The 23,027-nt window shown below is 42.2% G+C and carries 21 protein-coding genes; 14 read left to right on the forward strand and 7 right to left on the reverse strand.

Translation table 11 applies throughout. From position 1 onward, the window contains the following. Positions 1-144 precede the first annotated feature (144 nt). The 5 genes from dph5 to PHF18_RS11070 all read left to right on the forward strand — a co-directional run bounded on the left by dph5 (position 145) and on the right by PHF18_RS11070 (position 4,193). A complete protein-coding gene (gene dph5, locus PHF18_RS11050; RefSeq protein WP_300102590.1) occupies positions 145-945 on the forward strand; it encodes a diphthine synthase in 801 nt (266 codons plus the stop codon). Positions 946-1,071: 126 nt separating this feature from the next. After that, on the forward strand, positions 1,072-1,353 hold the full coding sequence (locus PHF18_RS11055) for a DUF357 domain-containing protein (protein WP_300102593.1): 282 nt from the start codon (positions 1,072-1,074) through the stop codon (positions 1,351-1,353). 391 nt (positions 1,354-1,744) lie between these two features. Continuing rightward, positions 1,745-2,134 (forward strand): DUF555 domain-containing protein, encoded by a 390-nt coding sequence (locus tag PHF18_RS11060; protein ID WP_300102596.1) that lies wholly within the window; start codon positions 1,745-1,747, stop codon positions 2,132-2,134. 285 nt (positions 2,135-2,419) lie between these two features. After that, the gene (locus PHF18_RS11065; RefSeq protein WP_300102599.1) at positions 2,420-3,319 is read left to right on the forward strand and encodes a carbohydrate kinase family protein; all 900 of its coding nucleotides are present in this window, start codon (positions 2,420-2,422) and stop codon (positions 3,317-3,319) included. Positions 3,320-3,521: 202 nt separating this feature from the next. Continuing rightward, positions 3,522-4,193, forward strand: coding sequence for a diphthine--ammonia ligase (locus PHF18_RS11070; protein ID WP_300102602.1), 672 nt, complete (start codon positions 3,522-3,524; stop codon positions 4,191-4,193). Positions 4,194-4,880: 687 nt separating this feature from the next. Here the strand turns inward: PHF18_RS11070 and PHF18_RS11075 are convergent. From PHF18_RS11075 to PHF18_RS11085, 3 genes are read right to left on the reverse strand one after another with little or no spacing between them, the layout of a single operon-like run. After that, complete coding sequence (locus tag PHF18_RS11075; protein WP_300102607.1) at positions 4,881-5,279, reverse strand: AIR carboxylase family protein; 399 nt, start codon at positions 5,277-5,279, stop codon at positions 4,881-4,883. Between the two features lie 20 nt (positions 5,280-5,299). Continuing rightward, positions 5,300-5,587, reverse strand: a complete 288-nt coding sequence (locus tag PHF18_RS11080; RefSeq protein WP_300102610.1) for a chorismate mutase — start codon at positions 5,585-5,587, stop codon at positions 5,300-5,302. After that, positions 5,584-6,465 (reverse strand): shikimate kinase, encoded by an 882-nt coding sequence (locus PHF18_RS11085; RefSeq protein WP_300102648.1) that lies wholly within the window; start codon positions 6,463-6,465, stop codon positions 5,584-5,586. The genes PHF18_RS11080 and PHF18_RS11085 overlap by 4 nt, the downstream gene beginning before the upstream one ends. Before the next feature lie 301 nt (positions 6,466-6,766). Here PHF18_RS11085 and PHF18_RS11090 point away from each other — a divergent pair, with 301 nt between their 5' ends. From PHF18_RS11090 to PHF18_RS11120, 7 genes are all read left to right on the forward strand, one after another. Then, positions 6,767-7,762 (forward strand): phosphate uptake regulator PhoU, encoded by a 996-nt coding sequence (locus PHF18_RS11090; RefSeq protein ID WP_300102651.1) that lies wholly within the window; start codon positions 6,767-6,769, stop codon positions 7,760-7,762. Between the two features lie 1,120 nt (positions 7,763-8,882). Further along, positions 8,883-9,524 carry an Era-like GTP-binding protein gene (locus PHF18_RS11095; protein WP_300102613.1) on the forward strand — a complete coding sequence of 214 codons (642 nt, stop codon included), beginning with the start codon at positions 8,883-8,885 and terminating at the stop codon, positions 9,522-9,524. A 5-nt stretch (positions 9,525-9,529) separates the two neighbouring features. Beyond that, complete coding sequence (locus PHF18_RS11100) at positions 9,530-9,889, forward strand: DUF2073 domain-containing protein (protein WP_300102616.1); 360 nt, start codon at positions 9,530-9,532, stop codon at positions 9,887-9,889. A gap of 14 nt (positions 9,890-9,903) precedes the next feature. After that, positions 9,904-10,416: a hypothetical protein gene (locus PHF18_RS11105; RefSeq protein WP_300102619.1), complete on the forward strand. Its 513-nt coding sequence runs from the start codon at positions 9,904-9,906 to the stop codon at positions 10,414-10,416. Positions 10,417-11,065: 649 nt separating this feature from the next. Continuing rightward, a complete protein-coding gene (gene hxlB / locus PHF18_RS11110; protein WP_300102622.1) occupies positions 11,066-11,788 on the forward strand; it encodes a 6-phospho-3-hexuloisomerase in 723 nt (240 codons plus the stop codon). Positions 11,789-11,915: 127 nt separating this feature from the next. Beyond that, entirely contained in the window at positions 11,916-13,028 is a 1,113-nt protein-coding gene (locus tag PHF18_RS11115; RefSeq protein ID WP_300102625.1) for a pyridoxal phosphate-dependent aminotransferase, read from the forward strand. A 408-nt stretch (positions 13,029-13,436) separates the two neighbouring features. Further along, the gene (locus tag PHF18_RS11120) at positions 13,437-14,372 is read left to right on the forward strand and encodes a cytochrome c biogenesis CcdA family protein (RefSeq protein ID WP_300102628.1); all 936 of its coding nucleotides are present in this window, start codon (positions 13,437-13,439) and stop codon (positions 14,370-14,372) included. A gap of 139 nt (positions 14,373-14,511) precedes the next feature. Here the strand turns inward: PHF18_RS11120 and PHF18_RS11125 are convergent, their stop codons facing one another. Next, complete coding sequence (locus tag PHF18_RS11125; protein ID WP_300102631.1) at positions 14,512-15,525, reverse strand: NOG1 family protein; 1,014 nt, start codon at positions 15,523-15,525, stop codon at positions 14,512-14,514. Between the two features lie 634 nt (positions 15,526-16,159). On the opposite strand from PHF18_RS11125, the gene PHF18_RS11130 reads away from it, so the two are divergent. Beyond that, positions 16,160-17,035, forward strand: a complete 876-nt coding sequence (locus tag PHF18_RS11130; RefSeq protein WP_300102634.1) for a CBS domain-containing protein — start codon at positions 16,160-16,162, stop codon at positions 17,033-17,035. 198 nt (positions 17,036-17,233) lie between these two features. On the opposite strand, the gene hisE is transcribed toward PHF18_RS11130, so the two are convergent. From hisE to PHF18_RS11145, 3 genes are all read right to left on the reverse strand, one after another. Further along, entirely contained in the window at positions 17,234-17,548 is a 315-nt protein-coding gene (hisE, locus tag PHF18_RS11135; RefSeq protein ID WP_300102637.1) for a phosphoribosyl-ATP diphosphatase, read from the reverse strand. Between the two features lie 70 nt (positions 17,549-17,618). Next, entirely contained in the window at positions 17,619-18,905 is a 1,287-nt protein-coding gene (locus PHF18_RS11140; protein ID WP_300102653.1) for a 3-isopropylmalate dehydratase large subunit, read from the reverse strand. 653 nt (positions 18,906-19,558) lie between these two features. Beyond that, on the reverse strand, positions 19,559-20,383 hold the full coding sequence (locus PHF18_RS11145) for a YkgJ family cysteine cluster protein (protein WP_300102641.1): 825 nt from the start codon (positions 20,381-20,383) through the stop codon (positions 19,559-19,561). A 908-nt stretch (positions 20,384-21,291) separates the two neighbouring features. Here PHF18_RS11145 and PHF18_RS11150 point away from each other — a divergent pair. Further along, positions 21,292-23,027: DUF3344 domain-containing protein (locus PHF18_RS11150; RefSeq protein WP_300102644.1), on the forward strand; the 1,736-nt coding region annotated here is incomplete at its 3' end.

Raw genomic sequence — 23,027 nt, forward strand, 5'->3', positions numbered from 1 at the left:
ACGATTGTAAGCCTTATTTCTGTTATTAATTTTCTATATATAAATACGTTGAGCGTATCCGTAAATCTAAAAATAAATCCCCAGATTCCCCGATAAGCCTGCGGCGCCAAAAGCTTTAAACCAATAAGCTCCTAAAGCGGGGGTATGCTCACATTTATAGGGCTGGGCCTTTTTGATGAATATGATATCTCCTTAAAAGGACTTGAGGCTATCCGGGAAGCCGACCTTGTATACGCTGAGTTCTATACTTCCTGCCTTATGGGAACAAACCCTGAAAAAATGGAAAAACTCTACGGAAAGAAAGTCCATTTACTCTCAAGGGAAGATGTGGAGCAGCAACCTGATTGGCTGGACGAAGCAAAAGACAAAAATGTCGCCTTCCTCACAGGCGGAGATACAATGGTCTCCACAACTCACGTTGACCTGCGCCTCAGGGCGGAAAAGCTAGGGATAGAAACCCGCCTGGTTCATGGGGCGTCAATCGCCTCAGCCGTCTCAGGGCTTACTGGGCTTCAGAACTACCGCTTCGGAAAATCCGCAAGTATTCCATACCCCTACGAAAGTCGCCGAGGAGCCCGGATAATTTCGGAAACTCCCTATGATATCATAAAACAAAACTCCGAACTTGGCCTCCATACCCTTGTCTTTCTGGACATCGATAAAGAAAAAGGATATATGACCGTTAACCTTGCTCTTGAACTCTTGCTTGAGGTTGAGGAAAAAAAGGGGGAAAAAGCAATGAACAGGGCGGTTGCTGTGGGAATAGCAAGGGCAGGCTCGGAGAAACCCGTGGTAAAAGCTGACTACGCAGAAAACCTGAAGGATTTTGATTTTGGAAAGCCTCTTCATATCCTGGTAGTTCCCGGAAAACTGCATTTCCTTGAAGCTGAAGCTCTTGTGAAACTTGCAGCCGGTCCTGAGGAACTTATGGAAGACATAAACTAAGACCAGATAAAAACTGATAGAGGGTAACAGATAGAGGGTAACAGATAGAAAATAACAGATAGAAAATAACAGATAGAAAATAACAGTTATAATAAATATTACAAAAAGGACTCCCTGGTGGTTAAGATGCCTGCCGATTTGAATGAAAAGGTCAACCGATACGAGAATATGTTAAAAAGAGCACTGCAGAAAGCAAAGTATGCTCCAATCCCCGCTTCCCATATGCATGCAGTAGCAGAAGATTACTACACAATGGCAGAAGCCTACTATAAAGACGGAATATACTTTCTTGATAACGGGGACCCTGTAAATGCCCTTGCTTCCTTCAGCTATGGGCACGCCTGGCTTGACGCGGGAGCAAAACTTGGGGTCTTTGCTGTGGATGATGAGACTCTTTTTACGATATAAGGGCCTGGAAGATCAGATCCATAATAAAAGAATCGAAAACATCGTAACCCTTACATATATACAGGAACAGAAGGTAAGGGGTCCTAAAAAAGAAACATGAAAGGTTAAAAAGTTAATAACTAAAAAATAAACGCTAAAAGCTGAAAAAGAAACGCTAAAAGCTGAAAAATCAACGAATAATAAGAAGTAATAAGGTAAAACTTATAAGTGAAACTTGAGAACTTAAAAGCTTAAACTGAAAAACCATATAATAAGTAAAGTTTATAACTAAAAACGCTTATTCGAAGCCAAAACAATTAATAGACTTTATTCTATTCTTAAGATTTTGTAGTATTTCCCTGCTCCGGGAATATTCTTAAAAACGTATAATGAATAACTACGGTGGATAATTATGAAGAACTTTCATGTGGTACTTGAAGCAGCTTGGTTGGTTAGAGATGTAAAAACGGCTGATGATGCAATAGGGGTTGCGATTTCTGAGGCTGGAAAACGCCTGAACCCCAAATTGGATTTTGTAGAGGTTGATGTGGGATCTACGTCCTGCCCAGCATGTGGTGAGCCTTTCAGCAGTGTTTTCATAGCGGCAAATACTGCTCTTGTAGGGCTTGTTTTTGAAATGAAGGTTTTTGATGCCGAATCTGCGGAACATGCGGAACGGATCGCAAAATCCGTCATTGGGAAATCTCTCCGCGATATTCCGTTGACAGTTGTTGAAGTCACGGAATTCGAACGGTCAGTCGATAAAGGCGAACAGCAGCAGAAAGGCAAGGTACATAAATAACAGGTTTCTTTCACTGAACCTGTTGAAAATGCCAGAGCGGAGGAAGTCGTATCTGTACGACTTCTTACCTGTGCGGCTTCTTACCTTTACGGCTTCTTATAAGACAACTATTCTACAGCCAGGGTTTAAGAACCTCTGGCTAAAAAAAGAAGCACCTTTCACGGCAGAAATGGATAAATCAGTAATTTTATCTTTTCCTGAATTTTTTCTTGACTCAACTTTCAAGAATATATTCTACCCAAAAAACTCCCGGGCCCTCCATACCCATAAAAAAGAGGAAACTGCATGGACAGAATAATTTCCGTAGTGGGGCATACTGCCCTTGATTACATTGTAGATGTTGAACAAATAGCAGGAAAAAACGAGTCTTCCCCTGTAATTGACTATGAAGAATATCCCGGCGGAGGGGCTGCAAATATTGCAGTTGCCATTGCAAATCTTGGAGGAAAAAGCCAGCTGATATCTCCTGTAGGTGTGGATTTTTCAAGCTCGGGGTATGAGAAGCTCCTTAAGGAAGCCTGCGTTGACCTATCTCGCCTTTACAGTATTGAAGACCTGAAGCTTTCAAAGGCTTTCATTTTCACAGACAGGGAAGACAATCAGACCAGCTATTTTTACTGGGGAGCGTCCTCAAAATTCAAAGAGCTTGAGCCTGAACCTGCAGATTTTGTCCACCTGGCAACAGCAGATTGCGTCTACAATGCAAAGATCGCGCAGATTGCCGGTTTTGTCTCATTTGATCCGGGTCAGGATCTGGTGACTTACTCAAAGGAAACACTCGAGACAATCCTTGCCCATACTGATATTCTCTTTGCAAACAGGCACGAAATCCGGCGGGTTTCAGAGATGACCGGAAAAAGCTTTTCCGAACTCAGGGCTATGATTGACGTTATTGTTGTTACCTATGATGCGGAAGGCAGCAGAATTTACACAGGCAACGGAGAATGGGCAATTCCTGTAGTTTCCGTAAAGGCTGCAGACCCTACCGGAGCAGGAGATGCTTACAGGGCAGGTTTTCTGCTGGCCTACACCAGAGGCTATTCCCTTCCCACATGTGGGGAAATAGGGGCTACTGTAGCTTCCTTTGCCGTACAGACCCGAGGCTGCCAGACCAGTCTTCCAACCTGGGAAGAGATGAAATCTCGCTATGAAGCCAGCTTCGGAAAACTGGATGTCGAGAGCTAAGGCCGCTAAAAATCCATGGGAAGCAGGCCGACCTGAGACATATATATCTTATGTTATATACTAATCTCGGAACTATAATCCCCTAACTATAATCTCGGAACTATAATCTCGGAACTATAATCCCCTAACTATAATCTCGGAACTATAATCCGCGAATTATAACCTGGAATTACGAACAAATAGAACACAGAAGAGGATGCAGATGAAACTAGCAGCACTGATTTCTGGCGGCAAGGACTCGGTCTTTACCATCCACAAAGCCCTTGAAGAGGGACACGAGGTTACCCACCTCATCAGTATTATCCCCGCAAGGGATGATTCCTACATGTACCACTCAATCAACCTCCATATGGTAGAACTGATCTCTGCCGCCAGTGAAATCCCTCTGATCCAGCAGCAGTCAAGTGGAATCAAGGAGCTTGAGCTGGACGACCTTACTCTTGCTCTAAAGAAGGTGAACGTGGATGGTGTGTGTGTAGGCGCTATTGAGTCGCAGTACCAGGCAAGCAGGGTACAGAAGATCTGCGATTCCCTCGGGCTTAAAGTCTATGCCCCTCTCTGGCACAGGGACCCTGAAGAACTCCTGAATGAGATGGCAAAAGTTCTCGATATAAGGATTGTTAGAGTTGCAGCCAATGGAATGGATCAGTCCTGGCTTGGTCGCCCTATCAATGTGAACTCAATCGAAAACCTCAAAGCCCTGAATCGCAGGTACATGGTCCATATGGCAGGGGAAGGCGGAGAATACGAAACAGTAGTCCTTGATGCTCCTTTTTTCAAAAAACGCATAGAAATTGTAAAAAGTGAAGTTGAATGGGAAGGCGATGCCGGCTCCTTAAAGATTCTGGATGCAAGACTGGTCGACAAGAACTGATTTTTCATAACTGGCAGAAGCCTGAAGCAGCCCTGTTCCTGCATTCGGGCTTCCCGGTCTCAGCGAATCTGTGCAGGTAGAGATATGTGAAATCCAGTAAGCATCTCAATAAGCACGCTTTTCTTGTCTTAATTGAAAAGTTACTGTAAGATATCTGAAACAGGAGACTATTTTCTATAGGGAAATCCCTTTTCCAACAATTTCTGAGTCTATCGAGTTATATTCTAAGAAGAGGCTCTTACCCGAAAAATGTCGGTACTGCAAGTATATCCTGAAACGCTGCAGTATATGCGCATTTTTATATATGATTATCTATATTTATAAAATCAGGCATCTGAGAAGAATTAGCTTTTCTCGCTGTAAACTTCAGCCAACTCTTTTACCCCCATTCCCCCCACTCCCAATACTCAGATGCCCTATCCCCCAATACAATTTACTGATTATTCTATACCTTTTTTCCATTCTGATTTTTCCATTCTGATTTTTCTATTCATATGCGATCTTTTCTTACTAACGGTCTTTTCTTAATAGAGTATTTTGAAGAATTTCGTGTTTGTTTTTACTCAAAAGTAGCGGTTCTGTAGAAGTGAAATAACAAAACTATGATAATATATGGAAATATATTAAAAAAGAAGTTTCAGGAATTAAATTCCTGAAGTGGACAAGTTAAAACCAGGGTTCTTGAAATTATTGAGGGGTTTCGATTAAATCCAGAATTCTCAGGGCAAGGTATGCACCGTTTGCTCCATTGTCAATCCCTACACTCCCTACAGGCACTCCAGGGGGCATCTGGGCTATGGAGAGAAGGGCATCAAGCCCACCGAGTTTTGCGCTTACAGGTACACCTATTACAGGTTTTTTTGTCCTGGAAGCCACAACTCCGGGGAGAGCTGCCGATAGGCCTGCTATTGCGATGAAAACTTTTGCGTCTGTACCTGAAATATAGCTATCAAGCTCATCAGGGTTTCTGTGGGCAGAAATAACCATTACTTCGTAAGTGTATTTGCTTTTTTCAAGTACAGAAACCGCGCGGTTGGCGATTGATCTGTCGGACTCAGAGCCCATAATCAGTGAGATGTCTACCATTTGTTCTCCTTTGAGGGCAGTTAGGGCATGCTTCCCTTTCCACTTAATTCTTTCTGGCGTTCGATACTCATCCTGATAAGAATTTCATAAATATCCTTTACTGATCCTACATCAAGGTTCAGCTCGGTTGCAGTGTTTAATGCCCTGTTAATTACAACCTCGTTTTGCTTACGGTCATTTATGGAAGTTCCATTTATTTTTTTTGATTCAAGCACTTTCTCAGCAAGTTTAACTCTTCTATCAATAAGGGAAAGGATTTCCCTGTCAATCTCTTCGATTTCTTTGCGGACAGCTTCAAGTTCACTCAAAAGGACCCCTCCCTGTAAAAGGATATCGCATCTCTGTTATTTATACTGGTCTCTATGACCTTTCCTTCCATACCGCAGCTTTCCCAGGCAGATTTAAGCTCTTTTACCTGCTCTGCCTTCACCAGTGCCGCGTAGGAAGGGCCAGTTCCGGAAAGGCTGACTCCTTTTACTCCGCATTCCAGAGCCCTGAGCATGTGTTCCGTATCAAAACCAAGGGCTCCGCAGTAGAGAAAGCCATTAAGTGTCATTGCACGTTCGTATTCACCTTCAAGGGCAAGCCCGTATGCCATTTCCACATATGGTGCAATCAGTTGGGAACGTTTCACATTTGTGTCCGCACTGAAAGCTTTTTTTGCAGGGGCAAATATCAGGACTTTTGAATCGGCTTCTTCGCGCCTGATAAGTTCCATTTTTCGGTTGTCGGTGACAACAATCCCTCCTAAAAAGGAGGCACATGCATCGTCAAAAGCTCCTGTTACCGTAACTCCCACTTCTTTTGCAGCCCTTACACCCAGTTTTACGATCTCAAGGGGGGGCAGAGTCTCGCCAACTGCACGGAGGGTGGCAAGGACTGAAGCGTTTGCTGCAGCACTGCTGCTCTTGAGCCCTCCTGCAAGAGGGATTTCACTTCCGGTCCTTATCGTACCTCCTAGTTCAAGCCCGAATCGCTCAAGGACGAGTTCTACGCAGTGCTCTATAAGGCGAGTGTCTCCTTCAGGCATCTCCTCTATTGAGCCCGAAATGCCCGCTTTACCCTCAAAGAGTTCCACCTTTGCAAAGGTTTTTAAATCTATCCCGAATGCTGCACCTTTCCATGTAGCTATGGCGTTTATTATGGTTCCAGCCCCGAAAGAGCAGGCGCGCCCTTCAAGTGTCATCATGTTCAGAATGCTCTGATCTTTAATATTTTTTACCTCCCTTCAGGGCAAAGAGTGAGGTAGATTTAAATACAGGGTTCAGGATTTTATCCGCCAAAAAGGAAGATACCTCAGAATATAAATAGTAATGCCAAATTGTATATACTGCGTCTTTATCTAAACACTAATAAATACTAATAAATACTGTGAACTACCGCTAAGCTAAAGATTTCATGGGTTTTACGCTTATTCCTATAAATATGGAGCGAGCATTATCTAACTTCCAGGCCTGGCCTGAGCAATCGAAAATGGGGGAATCCACATAGAAACCAGAAAAGTACAGCAGACAGGCGGATCCACTTATATTATTTCTCTCCCTAAACAGTGGGCCGAAAAAGTAGGAATCAAAACAGGGATGAGAGTATCTATTCAGGCTCAGCCAGACGGAAAACTGTTAATTGACCCTATTCTGGAAGGGCGCACGATAAAAACGAAAAAGATCGATGTGACAGGCTATGAGGCAAAAGCTCTGGAAAGGGATATCATTGCTGCATACCTCTATGGTTATGACAGGATGGAGTTTTCCTCAAAAAGGATACTTGCCGAACAGAAACAGGTCATTCGGAAGGTCTGTTATAAGCTCATAGGCCCTGAAATCATTGAGGAAAGCTCAAACTGCGTGGTCATGCAGGATCTTCTTAACCCCAATGAACTCCATATAAAAAAGGGTCTACACAGGATGTTCCTGATTACAGGCTCCATGCAAAAAGATGCCATCCGTGCCCTCAAAACCGTTGATCACGACCTTGCTCTTGATGTAAGCCAGAGGGATGACGAGGTCGACAGGTTGTTTCTCCTGATTTCCAAACAGTTCCGTTCTGTTCTCTGCGGAGGAAAAATGCCCGACTCCTCGGAAACAAGTATTGAGGAATATCATGATTTTAGAATGGCAGCAACCCCTCTAGAAAGAATAGCAGATCATTCACAGAGGATTGCAAATGTTGCCTCCAAAATAAAGGAGCCAATAAGGGAAGACGTGATGGATGTAATAGAGGACCTCAACAACACCTACATGGAACTTGTTAAGCAGGCAGTAGATTCCCTTTATAGTGCTGATACCTCTCTTGCGAACCAGGCAATAGACAATATAGACGGTATACGCTTACGTGTAACAGAACTGCACGCATCTATTCTCAAACTTGAGTCTCATGAAATCATGATCTCTCTGGGCACGATCGTAGACAGCCTCTTAAGAATAGGAGACCTTGGTTCTAACATAGCCGAAATAGCCATAAATTCTGCGATTAAAGATAAATGAAGGAATAAATGAATATTCTGCGGGAAAATCAGGTCGTTTCTGATAAACCATTTTTAATAAAAACCTGTAAGATGGAAAAAATAACGTCATAAATGGAAAATAAATTGATTTTACTTTTTAATGATAAACATTTCTCTTTTACTCTGAGGGACAAGTAAATGTCCATTTTTTCAATATCATGTGACTAAGGACCCACCGCAAAATAACAGAGGCAACTTTTTAGACTGTACTCGCCCATTTTCACAAGCAAGCCACTCGATTAACTTCCAAAATAATTGTGCGTTACCTAGGTTATTTCGTAACGAGTCCTAAACGATTTTTTTAACAAAATATTTCTAATTAAATAAACTGTGTAAATACATATTTACATCCTTGAAACCAGGGCAAACACTCTCCTTTTAATGCCCCCACATCTCCGAAATGCCTCAAGACTTAATTCCGGGATACCTGTAGTGACTTTACCTGAGGTAGACACATGAAGTGACTTTACATGAAGTAGTTTCAGGGTTATACGGAAAATGTGCAGAGTAACAAAAATAGCAGTTAATATATGATGCTGTGAGTTAAGTTAAGGGCCTGAGATTCAGCACCTCAGGTTTTTCGAAACACGGTGGCAAAAGAGGCAGGATGAAAATAAAAGAAGTAACAGGCTGCGAAATACTTCCTAAGATAAAAATCATTTATATTTTTAAAGTCTGATGAATAAAAATAGGAAAAAATATAAAGGAAAGTACAGAACATCAGTACAAACATAAAAATTTAGTAGAAAATGAAAAGAGTTACATATGGGCTGAAAATTTTCATTATAAATAAGTTTTTTGTTAAATCTATCCGGAAATCAGGCGATAATAAGTAATTTATTTATATTCTGGTGTTATTTCACGGAGGCACTTTCTATTTTTCACATAGAAAGAATGCAAGGTTTGCTATTTATTCCAGATATATCGGAAAAGAGATGTCAGTATCTCCAGTTTCTCTGGTTTCCGCAGCTTAACAAATGGAAATTATTTATATGCATGGATCACTTAAATGAAAAGGTCACGAAAACACCAGTAGACCCATAAAGGAAAGCAATCCGAGAAATCCTTTGGTGTTATGCTTTTCCCAATGGAGGGAAGTCATGAATATGATAAAACGATTTAAGGTAAGCTTTTCAAAAGTGTTTAATAAATTGTTCAAGAAAAAAGGAGCATGCATTGGTATCTACGGCCCCCCCAATGCCGGCAAGACAACCCTTAGCAACCGCATCCTCAGGGACTGGGTCGGAGGCGAGGAAACCATGGGCTCGGTTTCACATATCGCCCACGAAACCAGGCATGCAAAAAGAAGAAACGCAGTCACTATCGAAACTAACGGGCATACCATCAGCCTTGATATTGTGGACACTCCCGGGCTTGCAACAAAGATCGATTTCCATGACTTTATGGAACAGGGGATGAGTGACTCTGAATCAAAGAAAAGGTCCAAAGAAGCGACAGAAGGTGTAATTGAAGCTGTCAAATGGTTGGATGACCTTGACGGGGTCATATTGGTAATGGATTCCACCGAAAATCCTTATACTCAGGTTAACGTAACTGTTATAGGGAACATGGAAGCCAGGAACCTGCCGCTTCTTATTGTGGCAAACAAAGTAGACCTTCCTGACGCCGATCCTGGGGTCATAAAGGAAGCATTTCCTCAACACCCTATGGTACCTGTCTCGGCGCTTGAAGGAGTGGGAATGGACTCATTCTACGAAGCTCTGGCCAAACAGTTCGGGTGATCAAAATGCAGGGAATCCAACTTGATCTGATATCCGAAGCCAGGATTTCTCAGATGGCTTCTATGGAAAAAGTCCGATACATAATCGATGAGGTGCGGAAAGGCAAAATCCTTGTGCTTGAAAAGGGTCTCAACCCTATGGAGGAAGCAAAACTCATTGAGATGACAATGTCAGCAATTCAGCCGGATGTGTTTTCAGGAATTGAGATGCAAAGTTACCCTGCAAACACAGACGGTTCCTTGCTGGGTAAGTTATTCAAAAAACAGAGTAACAAGAGACTTACGGTCATAGGGCCCGCAAATCAGCTCAAAACTCTTAAAAAGGACAGGAATTTGATCAGTGCACTTGTCTCTGCAAGTAAGTAAACGAAGTGGAAACAATGTGTGCTCAGAAGACCCAAGACCTGGAAGCAAAAATATCCCCTCCCCAGTCCCTAGGCTCCTTTGAGATGGGCAGGAACGACGTTAACGTAGTCTGCACCTACGGGAAAATTGCAGTATGGTTCGGACGGAAGGTTCCTGAGTATATCATAGCGCAGGTACTCATAGGAATCTCAAAGGTAGACTCGTCTACTGTTCACGAGTTTGAGATCATCTGTGAATTTGATGAAATCACGGAGTATGAAAGCAAAGGGTACATACTGGTTTCCTATGGTAAAACAGCCGGCGGTTATCGTGTAAATTATAGTATTCCGTTTTCCAACAAAAAAGCCCTATTTCATCTATCCAGGTTCGTACTTGAAGAACTCCATAAAGGAGATGTACGTAAGGACTTCTACTGGAACGGGAGTGACTGCGCTATCCAGCGGCTCTACCAGGAATTCAGAAACAATATTGACAACTGGGAATTAAAAACTATTAATTATAAGAATGAGCCGCAAACAAGCCGATAGAGTTCCGGTGCAGCAGTGGGATGAAAAGAAGCTTCCAGAAATTCCTCCTGAAATCCTTACCAATACGTTTAAAAAAAGGTTATTTTGGAAGGATTTCAGGCCTTAAAATTTCAGTATTACAGTAAATATTATCCAATAATACGGTAAGTATTATACAATTAATATTATCCAACACGTTTTATACTATAAGTTTTATCCAACAAGTTTTATGCAACAAGTTTTATATAATAACTCGTCTCAGGACCTCCGCCTGTGTTTTGAGATTATTATCAGTTATCCGGTAGATTTAAGTAAATAAATAGTTAAGGAATGGTCAATTACCCCTGAGATAAAGGGGCTGTCCAGCAATTCAATTTCAGGGCAAAAACATGTGCAAAATAAGGCACCTAACGCCTTTAAGTCGAAAACAAAGGAATTCATTTAATTCAGTTATTACTGAAAGTAATTGTCGGACAGCCTGTAAAGATTCGGGGGTTTCCTGCTGAGGTTTATATGAAAATATAACTTCAAATTTTCAGTTCGGGAATTGCTCTATAATTCCAGTTCCCCAAATAATCATTCATAGTATCAAAAATTCTGGATATTATATTTGAATCATTCTAAGCAATTATTATCATATTATCTTTATTATCATATTATTATCAATTTGTTGAGAACTCAACTCAATACTTTTTGGAGAACTTATATGAAAAAAGATCAGGTAAAAGATTACGAAGGTGTAATCTCCTCAACGGAATTAAGAGACGGCGAAGATGTAATTTCCTCAATGGAATTAAATGGCTGCGAAGATGTAATCTCCTCAATGGAATTTATCGTGAAAAACATCACTGGAGTGATTAAGCTACTTGACTGCGAAGCTATAAATCGAATGCTTCAGAAGATCATGGAAGGGGACAGGATCTTTTTAATGGGGGCAGGGCGGTCTGGGCTTGTTGCCAAAGCTTTTGCAATGAGGCTGATGCATCTCGGGTTCACTACGTACGTTGTAGGAGAGACCACGACCCCTGCTGTCCATAAACAGGATGTCGTGATTGCTATTTCGGGGTCTGGAGAAACCCGTTCTATAGCAGACCTGGGAAAAATAGTAAAGGATATCGGCTCAACCCTTATAACTGTCACTTCCAAAAAGGAGTCCACACTTGGCAGAATTTCGGATATAGTCCTGGTTCTTCCGAGCAGGACCAAAAATGATCCGGATGCAAGCACCTTTCTTGAAAAAAATATGCGGGAAGATTACAAAAAATTACCTCCGCTGGGCACTTCTTTCGAAATCACCTCACTTGTTTTCCTTGACTCGGTAATTGCTCAGCTGATGACGCTTACAGGTGCTTCGGAAGCAGCACTTAAGTCCATGCACACAAATATCGAATAATGGAATGAGTATTGAATAATGGCTTTAAAATAATCGTTAAAATAACCGGGAACCGGAATAGTGGGTAACTTAAGAAAAAACAGGGATTTTAAATGATATAATTTCAGGGATATAAGGAGGGCTCAATTTGAAGGAAATTAAGTTTTCAGAAAACGTATCCAGGATAGATACATCCGGAATCAGAAAGATTTTCGAAGCTGCAGGCTCAAATGCCATTAACCTCGGGCTCGGGCAGCCTGACTTCGATACTCCTGAACACATAAAAGCCGCAGCAATCAAAGCCATAAATGAAGGTTTTACAGGCTATACCGTAGGTTCCGGAATCCCTGAACTGAGGGAAGCCCTTAGCCACAAATTTCAGGAGGAAAATGGGTTTTCAGTCTCTCCTCAGGAAATAATTGTAACTTCAGGGGCATCTGAAGCCCTTACCATTGCCCTTGCAGCCCTCCTCAATACGGGAGACGAGGTCCTGATCTCAAATCCCGGATTTGTGTCCTACAATGCCCTGGCTGAGATCCTGAATGGAAAGGTGGTAAGTGTCCCCCTTGCAGAAGACCTTACTATGAAGCCGGAATCCGTGCTTGAGAGAATTACCCCTAAGACAAAAGCCATTATCCTCAATTCCCCGTCCAATCCCACCGGCGCTGTCTCAAGCAAGGCAGATATCAAAGCTCTTGCCGAAATTGCAGACGATAACAACATAACCATAATTTCTGACGAGGTCTACGAGTACTTCATCTATGAAGGCGAACACGTAAGCCCTGCCAGCTATTCGGATAATGTGGTCACTGTAAACGCGACCTCAAAAAGCTATGCAATGACAGGCTGGAGGCTCGGGTACCTTGCAGGCAGAAAAGAGTACATAGCCCAGATGCTCAAAGTGCACCAGTATATACAGGCGTGTGCAAACTCAGTTGCCCAGAAGGCTGCCTACGCCGCAGTGACCGGACCAAAAGACTCTGTCAATGTCATGCGTGAAGAGTTCCGGAAACGCAGGGACGTGCTTGTAAAAGGTCTCAACGACCTGGGGATGGAGTGTGCTCTTCCTAAAGGGGCTTTCTACGCTTTCCCGAAAGTTTCAGACTCCGCAGAGGTCGCCTCAAAGCTGATCTCAAATGGCGTTGTCGTTGTCCCGGGAACAGCCTTCGGAAGCGAGGGTGATGGCTACATAAGGATTTCCTATGCAGCTTCAATGAAAGATATTGAAAAATCCCTGAGCATTATGGAAAAAGTGCTCTAAGACATTTTGAAGAGAAAGATATTTTCCTTTCTCTTTTCTCTTCCTTTTTTCCAGCTACTTTTCTGTTGTCTACCTTTTCCTTCTCTTTACAAAATCCAAATCTTATTTAGTTTCCCTCTTCCTGGAAAACACCGTCAACTTTGGGAATATTTATATTGAGGCATCCAGATACTTGATATAATGAAAAGGGCTTTTTGTAAATGTTCCGCTGCCTGCTAATCATATTATGTTGCAACGAGCCTTTTTTTAACCTGTGAGATTTCCAAATACAGTTCTGTTCATTGAAGTTATTCTCTGAAAACTGTCTGTATCTAAAAATTCTCTGAAAACTGTCTGTATCTAAAAATATGTGTCACCGATAAGGGGAATTTCTGGCTATGGTCAAAAAAATAGTTTCGGAAGTGGAGTATGAAAAAGCGATCTGTGTGCCTGCTGCCTGTAACTAAAGGAGCTCTTGTGTTCATATCTATTTTTTTGTTGCTGAGCCCTGTTTCCGGTTCGGCCATATCAGATGCAAACAGATCAAATGGCTATTTTTATGGAAGTGTAAACACAATCGAAGTTCTTCTGCTGGAAACCCTCGAAACACCGGCTTTGCTTTTCACCCCGGAATCCTCAGATCTTCTCACAGGAAGCAGAGAAGGCAAAAATAAAAACCTGGGGAAAATAAGCCCCTTCTTAATCCTGGTTGCAGGCATCCTTGCCGGTTTTAATCCCTGCCTGCTTGCAGTAATGGCTTTCCTGGCTTCTGCCACCCTTGCCCAGCAGGGGGGAAGAAAAGAGATGCTCAAAATCACCCTGGGCTTTTCTGCAGGAATTTTCACCATGTATATGTTTGCAGGGATAAGCATTTTGAGTACTGTCAGTTTCCTGCCTGAAGTCCGGAGTTATTTTACATCAATTACAATCCTGCTGACTGCCCTGCTGGGTCTCTGGCACATTTATGATGCCTACTTGCTGAGAACACACGCAAAATCGACTTTCAGGACTCCGGAATCCCTGAAGGACTTTATGAGAAGGATGGGCGAAAAAAACCTCCTGCTTCTGTCCTTCCTTGCAGGAAGCATGTTTTCCCTTGTCAAAGCCCCCTGTATCGGAGCGATCTATCTCTCTATCCTGAGTATGCTGGCAATAAAAACCGATCTTGTAAGAGGAATAGCATACCTGGGAATATACAACTTTGGACTTCTACTGCCTGCAATGTGCCTTGGCCTTTTGCTGGCTTTCGGGCTTAGCCCTAAAAAAGTTACGGAGTTCAGAGAAAAAAGAAGAGTGGAGATAAGGTTGATAACAGGGCTGATACTTCTTATCCTTGCCCTGCTGATGCAGCTCAGGATACTCTGAGTAGCCGAAGAATATCTGAAAATAGGGTTCTCTAAAATAAAATGTTAGCTAAAATAAGATTCTAGCCGATACAAATCCTGCATGGGACAGAGTTCTAGCTAAAACATATCTTAAAACTAAATAAAGGTAAGATAAGGAATCAGAGAGTTAATTCCTCATCAGGATCATCTGAAGATGCCTCTTCTAAAGACTGAAGGCGCTTTTCTTCAATCATCTCCAGAAGCTTTTCCATTACCTCTTCCATTCCTTCTCCGGTAATTGTAGATATGTTCAGCTCGACCTCATCCATATTCCTGAACTCCGGCCTGTCAGATTTGTTAGCAACCACAAGCAGGGGAAGGTCAAAGTTTTCCCGAATTTCAGCAAGCAGGCGTTTCTGGTCCTCAATTTCATATCCGCAGCTCTCACTCGGGTCAATAATGAACATTACAACTGCATCCAGGAAGTGGATTGCGGTAATTGCTTGCCTTTCAATATTGTTTCTCTCAGCCATGGGGCGGTCAAGGAGACCCGGGGTGTCCATAACCTGATAACGGATGTCGTTCCGTATGAAGTGACCTATGGCTACTCCTTTTGTTGTGAAAGGATATGCAGCAATTTCAGGGGTTGCACCTGTAATCTTTGAAACAAAACTTGACTTCCCCACATTGGGATAGCCAGCGATTACAATCGTTGGCTCGTCATGGACATCAGGGAGTTTTCTGAGAATGTTTCTGGCTTCATTCAGGAAGAGAAGGTCCTTATTGATGGATTTGACAATGGATGCAATCCTTCCGAAGGCTTCTTTTCGGACAGGCTCGGGAAGATCGGCATCCCGGATTTTTCCAACATAGCTTCTTGAAACTTCATGGATCTTCCTGCTTGCCCAGTCCACGGATGCCAGAGACATCTTGAGCTTTTCGATGCCTACAAGGACGTCGGCCAATTCATAATAGAATGTAGGCAACTGTTCAAAACTTGGAAAACGCCTGACTATATTTGCAAGGTTATCAGTGAAAATGTTTGCAGCAGTCAGTACCATGGACTCGTTGGCTCTGAGCCGGCTGTCCCTCCCCTCAATAGTTTTCCCGGACATAGCTCTTGCTGCCCGTTTAAAAGCTTTATTAGTTAACTCATCTGAAGTAGGAACTGTGTGAATTTTCTCGAAGATCATAATTTTCTAACCCTCTGGGGGCTCTTTTTATTTATATAATAGTTTTTCTGAGTGAAGAAGTTTAACCGAAAAATCTAAAGTCCGTAAGCAAAAGTTTCGCAAAAGTCCCTGAGCGGATTTTCTTTGCTTTTCTGGTCCGGATTTTCTGAACCGCTTCAGTTCTGTTTTTTCTGCCCAAAACTTACAATACCGGAAAATTGGCCGGGAAAATAATTAAGCTCTGGTCTTAAAATACCGCAACATACAAAATTTTAATCTAAGTTGGGGGTATTCTTAACAAGCTTGAAGTATTCTTATTTGCTTTCTTAAGATTGATTTGGAGCGATATTTGATAACTGTAATATTACTGTTTAATTTACTTTTGTCTATTACATGATTTTGTCTATTACATGAAAGAATCGAAATAATATGGTTCTATCAGGAGTTTTAATTATAATTTATTAGAATAACTTAAATAAAGGCATGAAACAAGCTGCACTTTTTACCTGAACCGGACTTTATTTATATTTGTAATTGTAATTTGTATTAATAATTTATAATCATTAATTATGGTAAATTAAATAATGCACTATTCTTGATGTATAGATATTATACCTCATCCTGATGCAAGGTATATGAAATTGATGGTGGTAGTATGGAACTCACTCCGATTCAAAAAGATATTATAATTACATTAATCAACCTTCAGCGGCAAAAAGACCGGGCAATTAAAGGTGAAGAAATTGCTGAAGTTATCCAGAGAAATCCTGGGACAGTCCGTAACCAGATGCAATTATTAAAGGCTCTTGGACTGGTTGAAGGTGTGCCTGGGCCAAAGGGAGGGTATAAACCAACAGGGGCAGCATATGATTCTTTACGCATCCAGCAGTTGAAAAACGAATCAGTCGTCCCTCTCTACAGGAATAATGTAATCGTTAATGGGGCAACAGCTGCAGAAATCAGCTTTACGACCGTCCGGAATCCCGATGCCTGCAACGGGGTTATCAGGGTGATAGGAAATATCAAGGACTTTGTAATGGACGATAAGATTCAGGTAGGTCCAACACCCGTAAACCGTCTCATAGTCCGTGGAGAAGTTACAGGAAGGGACGATACCAATAACTCAATCCTTTTTAACATTACAGAAATGATATCCCTGCCTAAAAAACATGTCAAACATTATATGAAGTATCCTCCGTTGCTTGTGAACTTTAATGCCAGTATTCAGGAAGCAACAAGGCTTTTTATTCGGAATAACGTACACGGAGCCCCTGTGGAAGACAAAGGGAAAATCGTAGGGATAATTACCTATACTGACATTGCACATGCCATTTCCCAGGGAAAACCCAATGTAAAGGTTAAGGATATAATGACAAAAGAGCTGATAACTGTTGATGGAGACATGCAGCTCTATGATGTGGTAAAACTCTTCCATAAATATAATGTGGGAAGGCTTATTGTAACAATCAACGGAGTTCCCAAAGGAACCCTGTCAAAAACCGATGTGCTAAATGAGCTTGCAGTGTATTGAAACTGCAGTTCTATTAAGGGCATGCCAGACCGGAGGACAGAAGTCCTGGGTCTTCAAACCCCTCCGCCTCTTTTAAAATTTCTTCTTCGCTTCTTCAGCTCTTATTTTGACTCTAAGCTCTTATTTTGACTTTAAGCTCTTATTTCGACTCTATATTTTGTCTCTGTTCATACGTTATCATGTTTTAAATATCTTTATTCAGTCTCTTTTCATTTCTTCGTGCCTGGCACTTAGCTCACTTGCAATTTCATCAAGGGTAACGTTGTTTGCGGCAAGCATTACCAGCAGATGGAAAATCAGGTCCGAGCTCTCCGAGACAATTTCTTTATGGTCTTCGTTCCTGACTGCAAGTATGGTTTCAATGGATTCTTCGCCCACTTTCTCAAGGATTTTATTCATGCCTTTGCGATGGTTCAAAAGTTTACAGACATATGAATTTTCGTCATAGTTCTCTTTTCGGTCCAGGATGATCTCATACACCCTGTTTAAAATGGATAAGTCGGCCTCCGGCATTCTAACACCTGTTTAAGATCTATTATAAGTTATGGAAAAATTCAAAAGAAGTAAAATACAGGAGGGTTTTTCAAACCTTCCTGGGGTCGGTAATTTCTCCTGTGAGGGCGGATGCTCCTGCTGTTGCAGGGGAAGAAAGGTACACAAAAGACTCTGCACTTCCTTCTCTGCCCTTGAAGTTGCGGTTGGACGTCGCAAGGCCAACTTCTCCCGGGCCGAGAAGGCCGAAAGAGCCGCCCATGCATGGTCCACAGCAGGGGGATTCTACGATTGCGCCGGCGTTCATGAGTTTTTCAATATACCCGGCTTTTAACAGTTTCATGTATTCTGTCCTTGAAGCGGGCACAACAAGGAGACGCACGCCTTTTGCAACAGGTTCATCGCCCATGATATCTGCCATGATCTTAATGTCTTCGAACCTGCCGTTCGTGCAGGAGCCCATAAAGATCTGGTCAATTTTCGTGCCTTCAACTTCAGTTACCGGCTTTACGTTATCGACATTGTGGGGGCAGGCTATCTGAGGTTCAAGGTCAGATACATCATAATGCCTGAAATCCGCGTATTTAGCGTCTTCATCGGACTTCCAGTAAGGATCAAGTTTGTAGCCTGGAACCCTCTCTTTAAGGTATGCTTCGGTAACCTCATCGGCTTCAATGATTCCTGCCTTTCCTCCCATCTCGATTGCCATATTGGACATTGTCATGCGCTCGGGAATGGAGAGGGAGCGAATTGTCGAACCTGCAAACTCAGCTGCCATATACCTGGCACCTTCTACCCCGACATCCCCTATAAGATGCAGGATAAGGTCTTTGGAGTAAACGTGCTTTGGCAGTTTACCTTCGACTTCAAAACGGAAGGTTTCAGGAACCCTGAACCAGAGTTTGCCTGTGGCAAAAACGGCTGCCATGTCAGTAGACCCTATACCTGTAGAAAATGCCCCCAAAGACCCGTATGCACAGGTATGGGAGTCAGAACCAACAACCAGGTCTCCGGGCAGTACATGCCCTTTTTCGGGCAGAACCTGGTGGCAGACCCCTTCATACACATCATAATTTAAAATGTCCTGCTCTTTCGCAAACTTCCTGAGCATGATATGGTTTTGTGCGGCATTAATTGAATCTGCAGGGACCTGATGATCAAATATGATTACGATTTTGCTGGGATCCCAGACTTTTTTTTCTTCCTCATCTCTCATGATTTCGTAAAAACCCTGGACTGCCAACGGACCTGTAATGTCATGGGTCATTGCCAGGTCTATGTTTGCCAGTACGAAATCCCCGGCTTTCACGGGAGTTCTGGAGGCCTTCGAAAAGATCTTCTCCGAAACGGTCATCGGGCGATTGTCACTACCAGACATTCCGGTCATGGGGAATAACTGGCGCTTTCTAATTAATAAATTTAATTGATGATTAAGAAAAGAAATAAGGTTCAGGGCAGGAATAACATCGTTTTTCCGCCCGAGTTTCGCCGCCCGAGTTTCGCTTCGGGAGCACGAGGTCCTTTTCGCTGCGCTCAAGAGGACTACTTGATGGATTTTAGAAGTGAAATTTGCTCGAGAGAACCAATTTTCAAATTTTTCTGACCAGTGTAATAGTAATTCTCCATACCGGGTTGTTCCGGTCACTACACGGCTTTTTAGTGTGTTTTATTACTTTTTAAAGCCATTTATTGCTTTTTACAGTTTTTTAAGACTTTTAAAAACGGTTTTACTCCAAATCTGTCTTCTCTTTTGACGGGCCGCCAGAAAAGTTGGAGGGAGCGTTTATATTTACATGTGAATTGAATATCGGTTTTCGGGGTTAAGGGAAGTATTTTTTTAGCTCAGGGGACACTTTTTAAGTATATTATTTCTTTTAATTGAGGTACTGGTTTGAAGGTCATTTTTTCTAGCTGGCAGGCTGGCTCAGTTCCGAGCAGTGCGGGGAGATAAAATGAAAAATCTCCTCCCGGATTCCGGAATAGATCAAACAATTAATCAGGGGGCACAAGGGTATCCTGATATCCCGTGCCTCAATCGATGATTTTTGTAATTCCTCTGCTATCGTGGACTATATATGTGCACATGTCCTTTTCCAGATTATCTCTTGCAATATCCGGATCTTCTTTCCCTCTTTCAAAATCTTCGTATTTTTCGTACATGGCAAGTGTGTCCTCAAGTTCTGAGATATATCTGGAAAGCAGGGTCTCTGCGAGTTTTCGGCTCTCTTCCGCAGAGATGTGGTTCCCAAGCCCTTCACATTCGCATGTGTACAGTTTAAGCCCTTCAATGTAAAAAGGATAGGTGCTGCAGAGCATCGGGCGCACGGGATAAATCCTGCACCGGTTTGTGTCTTTTTCGAGGAAAACGCAGTCTCCATTTTTTTTCCGCCTGAGCATCCAGCCATAGGCATGGATATTGCCTTCGGAGTCAATATCCTCCTTTGGGAGCTCAAACAGCTGAGAGGATTCTAAGATCGTTTTTTCATCTGGTTCTGATATTTCTGGTTGCACGGAAGAACCTTCTTTGTCCCTGTCTTCGTCCTCGTTTTCGGTTTCTTCGGGCTGGCAGGCTTCAGGGACAAGAGGACCGGCAACCTCAAGTTTTGAAAGCCCTGTATGTTTCTGGATTTTCTCAATCTCCGGGGGAGTCAACACTACCCGGTTGTCCCCAAAAGCCCGTTTGCAGCACTTTCCGCAGAGCCGGCAGGAAAAACCTGTTTTTTCAATTTCGGATGCAAGCTTTTCAGGGTCAAGCCTGTGAGCCATTTCAATTTCTTTTTTGAGGGCGGCAATAAGAATAAGCTGATACTTTGTTTTTTCAGGTTTTTGCTTACTGCCTGAACTGGGGTCTTCCATATACAGGTTCCTGTCTTGCAGGTACATCAAACTAACGCAGGGGTTACTTGATGGCAGAAAGAGGGGTATGGGAAGTAGACATGGCAAAGGAATCTTCATGCTCTACGTCCCTCAAATGGCTATATTTCTTAAAGTAGTTAAATTCTAAGAATTTATGAGCATGGAACCGTAAACATATAAATTATTTTTGCTTTTTTCTTGCTCTGCGATCCCGAATATCCTCCGATAGAATGTGACCTTTAAATATGATTTATTTTTTATTGTTTGACATTATGAGCTAAGATCGAATGATTTTATGGTTATTAAATGTTATTCTACTATAAAAAAATAATACTTAATATTAAATTATGAGATTAATATTAGTGAGCTTTTTATTATTTGAACTCTCCCTGAAGTAATGGGTCGAAGATAAAATCTTCAAGGTAAAAAAAGGTTCTAATCGGCAGAATTTGATATATGTAAAGCAGGTGCACAGTAGAACTGTGATCTAAAGTAACATACTAATTTGGTTCTAAGTACTCTTATGGGTCATTTAGAAAGGTTAATATATCTAATAAATTGTGAATAATGTGCTTATTTGTGTTAAATATTAAGTATACACTGGGAAGATTTATGAGAAAACATTCTTGAGGGATATATGTCAAAATGAATCCTATCAGAGGCAGGAACATGTTTGATCCCCCATCTGCCAAAAAATAGGTGCATGAGGTATTTTTTACTAAAAATAGTGACAATTTATTGATTCTGATTTTACTGGCAACATCCCTGATTCCTGTTATCCCTCTGGCAGGAAATAATTGTACACAGAACTCAGGAATTTTTTCTCTAACCTAAGTACAGGAGGAAAATTTACGAACAGAAAAATAATTTTGGTATTGTTAACTCTGATTCTGAGCAGTGGTGTCTGCTTGGCTGATAGTTATGTAGGCGGAATCCCTCTTACCTCTGTCCACAGCGGAACAGTAAGTGGTGGGGTATATTGTGACAGCTATTATGGAATGGAAGACCAGCAAGCAAAAGTGTCCAATACTATCGAAAAGACATTTACGATTCCAGATAATGCCGAGGTCGAATGGGCAACGCTGCTCACAACCGTTTACTGTGGGCATATGCAAAACAATTATCAAGGGACCGCAAAAGTAGATCTTAATGGACAAACCCTAGGAACCGAAACTCTGAACGTTCCATTTACATATTCTTACAACGGAGGAAACGGGTATGTTCAGGTTAATGATCATGTGAACAGGGTAACAAGTGACTACATGATGAATTATGATGTCACAAGCCTTGTAAAATCCGGGGAAAACACAGCTGTAGTAAAAACCGATCCTCTTGATAGTTCATTCGATGGAAGGATAAGACTGATCACCCTTGTTGTGGCTTACAATGACGGCAGTGAGAAAACAATCTGGTATCAGGTCAACCGTGGACATGATGCAGATAGTTATTATAGTGACGATGAACTGGGTAAAAATTATGTGGGAAGTACGGTTTTTCAGGCGGCTTTACCTGAAGACTCTTCTCTGACTGATGCAGAGCTTACACTTGTATACCAGGCAAGCGCAGACGCAGCATACACTTTTAATGGAAATACCATTACTTCAGGCACGCCTCAAGGAACTTTTACCGGGTCCGATACATGGGATGTTAAGGATTCCTTAAAATCGTCTGGCATGAATACTTTGACCTATGATAGAATGGGCTCGTTCTATAAAAATGTCCTTGGCATTCTGACAGCAGAATACACTACATCGTCCTCGGATGACACCACTGATGATACATCTGCAGACAACACTACCGATGATAAATCCTCAGCTGACCTTGGTGTACAGGCAATAAAAGTCTCGCACAATAGTGCAGCAAAAGCCTGGGAAAACCTGGACAACACCGTAAATGTTACTGTAATAAACAATGGGCCGAAAGATGCAGGCAGTTTTGTCCTCGAACTTTATTCCGATGAGTCTCTACTTGAAAGTAAACCGATTACTGGACTTGCAAATGGAGCTACAGAAGCAGTTGAATTTGCCTGGAAGCCTGTAGAAGTAAAGAATTATACCCTCAAGGCAGTTGTCGTTCCAGGCTCTACTATAAGCGATACGAATGCGACAAATGATGAACTGAGCAAAATCCAGGAGGTTATGCATAACGGTTATGCTGGGGACAAACCCCTTGAAACCTATACCCACGGCACTGTTAAAGGAAACATTATTTACGACTATGGAAACAGCAGTTACATTAAGATATCCTCCGGTGGTACATGCACAGTAAGCCACTCCCTGGAGCTTCCTGAAGGGGCAACTGTGAAGTTTTCAAGGCTCTATAATTTCTGGACCTGGAGTGCAACAGGTAATACTGGAGTCATTCCTTCCATGAGCCTGGAGTTCGAAGGCAGTTCCCTTACTCCAGAAGCTGAATACAGTGATCAGAAAGGTTGGGGTTCATATGATTACCCAACCGGGACATGGGCTTATGATGTAACAAAGCTTGTGAGCGGAAGCGGAAATTATACCACAACAATCACAAACACCAATAGCGATTTGCAAAACAATTTCTGCGTTGATGGGATAGCCCTGCTCGTAGTGTATGAAGATGCCTCAGGAAAGGAAATCGAATACTGGATTAATGAAGGCTGCGATGCGGTAAG

The organism is Methanosarcina sp., assembly GCF_028693135.1.
Lineage (GTDB): Archaea > Halobacteriota > Methanosarcinia > Methanosarcinales > Methanosarcinaceae > Methanosarcina.